Consider the following 6,658-nt stretch of genomic DNA (forward strand, 5'->3'; position numbering starts at 1 on the left):
CTCTCCGTGCACTCCTGCGTTCCGTGGGAAATAAAAATTGGAGTTGTCGGCTCCAATACCTGAGCCGACGACCGATGCGGGATGAATGGCCTGTGTGGCTGTTCATCCCTTCTGTTTATTTATTGAACAGGCTGTGCTAAATATGTCGGCTTTCCTATGGGAAGCCGACATATATTATTTATGGGGTGAAGCATTGGAGGTGTTAGCCTTATAAGATGTATGGGTAATACAGAGTAGGGTACAGTGTTTACGTCCCAATGGGACGGATCTGGTGAGAGCATCAACGTAGAGCGTGTCCCGCAGGGACGAAAGCGGCTTGTAGCAGAAGCGGGTGCACAAAGCGTCGAAATGGATGCGGACGAAGAGGACGGATCTAGGCTCGATGCAAGTAAAGCGTGTCCCGTAGGGACGACAAGCGGGCATACGTACTAAAGTATCAAAGTAAGTCCTTCGGGAGTCCAGAGGGCGTAGTCCTTTGGGGCCCTCCCTGGCGAGGGAGGGTTTGGGTGGGTCGCCCCTGAGAGTTTGGGTGGGCCGCCAACGGCATGAAATTTTTGTTGCACAAATAGTCGAATCTGAATATGATAGACTGTATGATTCCAGAAATGAAAGCGAGGATCGGGGTTTTCATAAAGCAATTTAAAGCGCCAGAGCTTGCGAATGGAGAACTGCTGCAGTTATTTTCCCACGGTAGGGAAGGGCAGTTATGCAAGCTGACGAGGTGGAGGCGTTCGGAACCTTCGGCGGGGACCTCCCGGTAGAGCATTCATACCGTAAGCCAAAATGCAAAACGACGCGGGCAACCGGTCGGCCAAACATGAGGCGGAATGCAGCGAATAGAATTCGCATTTTACATGATAAAGACTAGCCTATCTTCTTCATTGACGAATGATGGAGCATTCGGACGGATGCGGAAGCAGGTTGAGAACGATTGTTAGCAAGCCAAGAAGCCCTAGGGTCCACGATTCGCTAATGCAGCGGCGCGGGCAGGAGGGAAACATCACTGCACACGTGTACTGCGCATTGTCGAATCCGTGAGATCGCTAGAGAGCAAATCGAACTTAACGGAGGTCAACATATAATGTGTGGTATTGTGGGATATATCGGTAATCGCGATTCGCAGGAAATTCTGATCGAAGGTTTGAAGAAGCTGGAGTATCGCGGGTATGACTCCGCCGGCATCGCTGTGTTCACAAGCAACGGCCTTGAAATTCGCAAGTCGAAGGGCCGTCTGGCAGTGCTGGAAGGACAGCTGAAGGATGAGCCGCTTGCAGGCTCTGTCGGCATTGGTCATACGCGTTGGGCAACTCATGGCAAGCCTTCGGATGTGAACTCGCATCCCCATACGGACAACTCGGCGAAGTTTTCGGTCGTTCATAACGGCATTGTCGAAAACTACTTGGACTTGAAAGACGAACTGATCGCAGGTGGACACAACTTCGTATCGGAGACGGATACGGAAGTCATCGCGCATCTGGTCGCAGATGAGTATAAAGGTAACATCGTTGAAGCGGTTCAACGTGCAGTCAAACGGATGCGCGGTGCTTTCGCACTGGGCGTTCTGACAGAATTTGAGCCAGAGAAGCTGGTTGCGGTTCGTTTTGCGAGCCCGCTCGTCATTGGTGTCGGTGAAGGCGAGAACTTTATCGGTTCCGACATTCCAGCAATCTTGGAGCATACGCGGAATGTGTATATTTTGAACGACGGTGAAATGGCTGTTCTGACGCGTGAAGGTGTCGAACTGATGACGACCGAAGGCGAATTTATTTCCAAGGAAATATATCATGTCGATTGGGACCTCGTCACGGCGGAGAAAGCCGGATTCGATCACTTTATGCTGAAGGAGATCCATGAACAACCTAAAGCATACCGTGACACGATGCGCGGACGCGTGTCGGATGATGGCCTGTCGGTAACGCTGGGCGAAATCGGCATGTCGGCTGAGCAGATCAAAGGCATTCGCAAAGTGCAAATCGTTGCTTGCGGCACGGCATACCATGCAGGTCTCGTTGGCAAAACGATCATTGAGCGCTTGGCGCGTATTCCAGTCGAGACGGACGTCGCTTCGGAATATCGCTATCGCTCGCCAATCATTACGCCAGATACGCTTGTTATCGTCGTCAGCCAATCGGGCGAGACGGCAGATACGCTTGCAGCACTGCGTGAAGCACAGCGCAATGGCGCAAGAGTACTGGCGATCACGAACGTTGTGGGCAGCTCGGTAGCTCGCGAAGCAGACCATGTGCTCATTACGTGGGCAGGTCCAGAGATCGCAGTAGCATCGACGAAGGCGTACACGTCTCAGTTGATCGCGTTCTACCTGTTCGGTATCTACCTGGCACAAACGCTGGGTACGGTAGAGCAAGCGGCTGTAACGGAACTGCTCGCGGCAATGAACCAACTGCCTGAGCAAGTTGAATCCGTACTGGAGCAATCCGCTGTACTGAAACAAGTGGCTGAATCGATTGCGAAGCATAAGAACTTGTTCTTCATCGGCCGCGGTGTCGATTACGCAGTTGCACAAGAAGGCTCGCTCAAGCTCAAAGAAATCTCGTACATCCACTCCGAAGCATACGCAGCAGGCGAGCTGAAACACGGCACGCTGGCGCTGATCGAGGATGGCATTCCGGTTATCGCGCTCGTAACGCAAGAGGAACTGTATGAGAAGACGCTTAGCAACATTAAAGAAGTTAAAGCTCGCGGCGCGCATGTGCTCGGCGTAGCGAATGCGGGAAGCGAAGCAGAAGTAGGCAAATCTGTCGACGAGCTGTTCGCGATTCCGAAGACGCTGCCGCTGCTGTCGCCAGCGATCTCGGTTATTCCGCTGCAGTTGATCTCTTACTACGCATCGCTAGCAGTAGGTAACGACGTCGATAAACCACGTAACCTGGCGAAAAGTGTAACAGTCGAGTAATACTAACAACCAGAACAGTCCCGATGATGCTAAATGAGGTCATCGGGACTTTTTTTGTGTGAATACAAGAAAGGTGATGCTGTATCCATGTACAACGTCATTACAAGCCGCATAGTACAACATAATCGTACGAAACGACGAGGTGGCAGCTAATGAAACTACCGCAGTCCTGGGTGAAACGTCTCGTTCATATTACGCCGAATATCGTCATCGTACTCTCAACCATCGCCCTCTCTATGAACTTGGCCAACTCTGTCAGCGCCTCTCGCAGCCTCGTCAGTGTTCTTATCTTCGCCGTATTTATCTTCGCCGCATTGCTCGTCAAGAGGATCCCGCTCAAGTATGTATTTGCCGCAATCGCTTTTCTCGGGTTTTTCATTGCAATACAGGAGCTATCATTCGATGGGTTAATTAGCGTTATGTATCTAACGCTTGTCCTTCTTGCGTTCCTATTGCCATCACCTCTTCCAACCTTCCTTGCAGCAGCCTACTACATATTCTACATGCCGTCATTCTCGTCCGAGGTGCCAATGGAGTTGATACGCAACATGCTCATCGGCGTTATCATTAACACCATTTTGTACTCGCTGCTGGCCCTCTATCTCCGTAACTTGAAGCGGGAGAACGATATCAATTCAAAATTGAACGTACAGCTAAATGAGGCATTCAGTAAACTCGAGCATAGCGCTTATTACGACATGCTCACCCAACTGCCCAACCGTGAGAAGCTCAAAAAGCAAATGGCGGCGCAGCTGTCCACCGATGCACAGGCAGCTGTTCTGTTCATCGATCTTGACCACTTCAAGAACGTCAATGACATGATGGGTCATAATGCCGGTGACCGTATGCTGCAGGAGGTCGCCGATCACCTAAGACGCACGGTGGGCCAGAACAATTTCATTGCCCGCTATGCGGGGGACGAGTTCGTGCTGCTATGCTCATATGAGAGGGTAGAGCAGGTCGAAGAGCTTGCGAAGCAGATCATTCATTCCTTCCGTATGCCGTTCCAGATCGATCAGAAACCGATTTATACGACCCCGAGTATGGGGATTAGCTTGTACCCTGAGGATTCGACGGATGCTGATACGCTGATTCAATATGCAGACAAAGCCATGTATGATGTGAAGAGCAGAGAAAAGAATGGGTACCGGTTCTTCTCTGCCATCGCTAGCGAAGAGCTGCTCCGTCAAGTGAAACTGGAGAACGATCTCCGAAGCGCACTCGGCAAACAGGAATTCGTAATCTATTATCAACCATTGGTGGAGATGAGCACGGGGAGGATACGAGGCGTGGAGGCTCTGCTGCGCTGGACTCATTCGGAGCTCGGATCCATCTCGCCAGCCGAATTCGTCCCCCTGGCCGAACAGACCGGTGTCATCGTCGAGCTCGGCGAATGGGTTCTTGAGGAGGCGTGCAGGCAAGTGAAAAGCTGGCAGCGCGACGGCAGACCTGATCTGACGTTGGCCGTCAACATATCAATCCGTCAGTTCAAGTCGCACGGTTTTGCATCGAAGGTGTTGCAGACCATGGAGCATACAGATTTCAATCCTGAACTGCTGGAGCTTGAGTTGACAGAAAGCATGATGCATAACATGAACGAATCAATCGCTGTTCTAGACGAGCTTAAGCGTCAGGGCGTGAGAATTTCGATCGATGATTTTGGAACGGGATATTCTTCGCTTAGCGTATTGCGTCAGCTGCCTGTCGATTACTTGAAAATCGATCGTTCGTTCACCCGAGAATTGACGATGGAAACCTCTGCCGCGTCGATCGTAAAGCTGATTATCGATATCGGTCACAGCTTGAACATGAAGATCATCTGCGAGGGCATCGAGAAGTCGCAAGAAATTGCGTTGCTGCAGCAATATGGCTGCGAGATCGGACAAGGGTATTATTATTACCGTCCTTCTTCCTCAGAAGAGATTGGGCAACTTCTGCTGCACAGCACATGAACTGCATGAGCGTCGTGGCATAGAAACGTTAAGCGAGGACATCGTATTTGACGAAACGGGGGAAATAGATGACAGAGCGTAGATTAGGAGCGCATGCGATCGTTATTGGTTCCGGTATAGCTGGGCTATGCGCTGCTCAGGTATTATGCGGCTACTTCGACAAAGTAACCATAATAGAAAGAGGTACGGAGCCTCCTGATAAACAACCCCGAAAGGAAGTGCCGCAAGGGTACCATCTCCATGCTTTGCTCAAGGGAGGGGAACAGGCCTTGGAACAGCTATTCCCTGGTATCGTCGAAGCGATGGTGAAGGACGGTTCTACTCGCATTAACGGTTCACAACATCTCAAATGGTTTCATCATGGCGTTTGGAAGAAGAGATTCGAAGGCGATATATTCGTCCAGCTCCAAAGTCGTCCTTTTCTAGAAAAGCATATTCGATGCCTCGTTGAACAAAATGATAACCTGAACATCCGATACAACACAGTGGCTATAGATCCTATATTGGACGAGAAGCAGAACACGATTATTGGTGTTCATGCGCAAGAAGCTGCTTCGTCCGAGACAATAAATCTCTATGCGGATTTGATCATTGATGGAAGCGGGTATGGGTCCAGGTTTCATCAATGGTTCGGGATGAACAAGTACGATGTCCCCGAAGAGAAGGTCAAAATTGATCTTTGTTATGTTAGTCAAACTTACCAATTAAATGATGGAGAAAGAGATTGGGAAACTTTACTGGTCTATCCTTCGGCTCCGATCGACAAAATCGGGGGATCTGTTTGCCGAATTGAAGGGGATCGTCATATCTTCACTTTATTTGGGTACGACAGTGAGCTGGGGGATTCCAGAATAAAGGAAGCGCGAAATTTTATCGAGTTAACGAGGAAGCTGCCGCAATTAACGATTTACAAAGAGCTTGAGGGGGCGAAACCGCTCTCGGAAATCAAAATACATAAGGTTCCGTATATGGTTCGACATCATTATGAGAAGGCGAGAAGCCTTCCGCAGCGATTTTTGTTTATAGGCGATGCCTTATGTCGGTTTGATCCGGTTTTTGGTCAAGGCATGTCCGTAGCCGCTATGGAAGCGTTGGCTTTAAATGATTGTCTCAAGCGTGAATGGTTAGAAACGAAGGGGATCTCTAATCGACTAACGAAGCGGGTTTATAGAAAAATGTCCAAGGTCATTGATCCCGTGTGGAAAATGATTATTATCGAGGATTTCCGTTATCCTCATGTGGCGGGCAAGAAGCCTCTCGGTCTCACGCTGCTTCAATGGTATACGAGAAGGATTTATCATCGTTCTTCTCAAGATACGGATGTTTATAATGCCTTTATTCATGTCATGAACTTATTATGTCCCGTTCACACGTTGTTCTCACCATCAATACTTTACAAAGTGCTGCGCAGAGGCAGGTAGTTAGTTGGCATTCGACCCTCACATCGGAGACGAACAATGACTTCATCAATGTTAAAATGAAGCTGCTCCCCTGGGGGAGCAGCACTTTCGTAGTCTTCACTTCATTACAGTGATCGTCCAGGACGGCATCTCTGAGGCTGTAGTAAAGAAGTGTATGATGATTAATAATTCATCTATCCATGTGGAATATTAAGGATATTCAATTATCTTTAAAAGTTTTTGTCGTAAAGTGTTGACGATTCTTGAAGAAGTATGTTATATTCTAATTCCGGCCGAGAGAAACACGCCGGTAACGAGAAACACGAAGCAAATAACTTGTTCCTTGAAAACTGAACAATGAGCGATATGTTTTAAAGCAAGTCAGCTTTTAA

The 6,658-nt window shown here is 49.1% G+C and carries 4 protein-coding genes; all 4 read left to right on the forward strand.

Annotated features, from left to right (window positions below; genetic code table 11):
• Positions 1-243: 243 nt before the first annotated feature.
• The 4 genes from SBI19_RS29205 to SBI19_RS29220 all read left to right on the forward strand — a co-directional run bounded on the left by SBI19_RS29205 (position 244) and on the right by SBI19_RS29220 (position 6,287).
• Positions 244-432, forward strand: a complete 189-nt coding sequence (locus tag SBI19_RS29205; protein WP_317973049.1) for a hypothetical protein — start codon at positions 244-246, stop codon at positions 430-432.
• A gap of 649 nt (positions 433-1,081) precedes the next feature.
• Positions 1,082-2,914, forward strand: coding sequence for a glutamine--fructose-6-phosphate transaminase (isomerizing) (gene glmS, locus SBI19_RS29210; protein WP_317973050.1), 1,833 nt, complete (start codon positions 1,082-1,084; stop codon positions 2,912-2,914).
• A 152-nt stretch (positions 2,915-3,066) separates the two neighbouring features.
• Positions 3,067-4,866: a putative bifunctional diguanylate cyclase/phosphodiesterase gene (locus SBI19_RS29215; RefSeq protein ID WP_317973051.1), complete on the forward strand. Its 1,800-nt coding sequence runs from the start codon at positions 3,067-3,069 to the stop codon at positions 4,864-4,866.
• A gap of 68 nt (positions 4,867-4,934) precedes the next feature.
• Complete coding sequence (locus SBI19_RS29220) at positions 4,935-6,287, forward strand: FAD-dependent oxidoreductase (protein WP_317973052.1); 1,353 nt, start codon at positions 4,935-4,937, stop codon at positions 6,285-6,287.
• The last annotated feature ends 371 nt before the right edge of the window (positions 6,288-6,658 follow it).

It is taken from the genome of Paenibacillus sp. CCS19 (assembly GCF_033239625.1).
In the GTDB taxonomy this organism is placed as follows: Bacteria; Bacillota; Bacilli; order Paenibacillales; family Paenibacillaceae; genus Paenibacillus_T.

Excerpts from the sequence above, each read along its gene's own strand:
- glmS (WP_317973050.1), top strand. The coding sequence starts at position 1,082 with ATGTGTGGTATTGTGGGATATATCGGTAATCGCGATTCGCAGGAAATT.
- SBI19_RS29220 (WP_317973052.1), top strand. The coding sequence starts at position 4,935 with ATGACAGAGCGTAGATTAGGAGCGCATGCGATCGTTATTGGTTCCGGT.
- SBI19_RS29215 (WP_317973051.1), top strand. The coding sequence starts at position 3,067 with ATGAAACTACCGCAGTCCTGGGTGAAACGTCTCGTTCATATTACGCCG.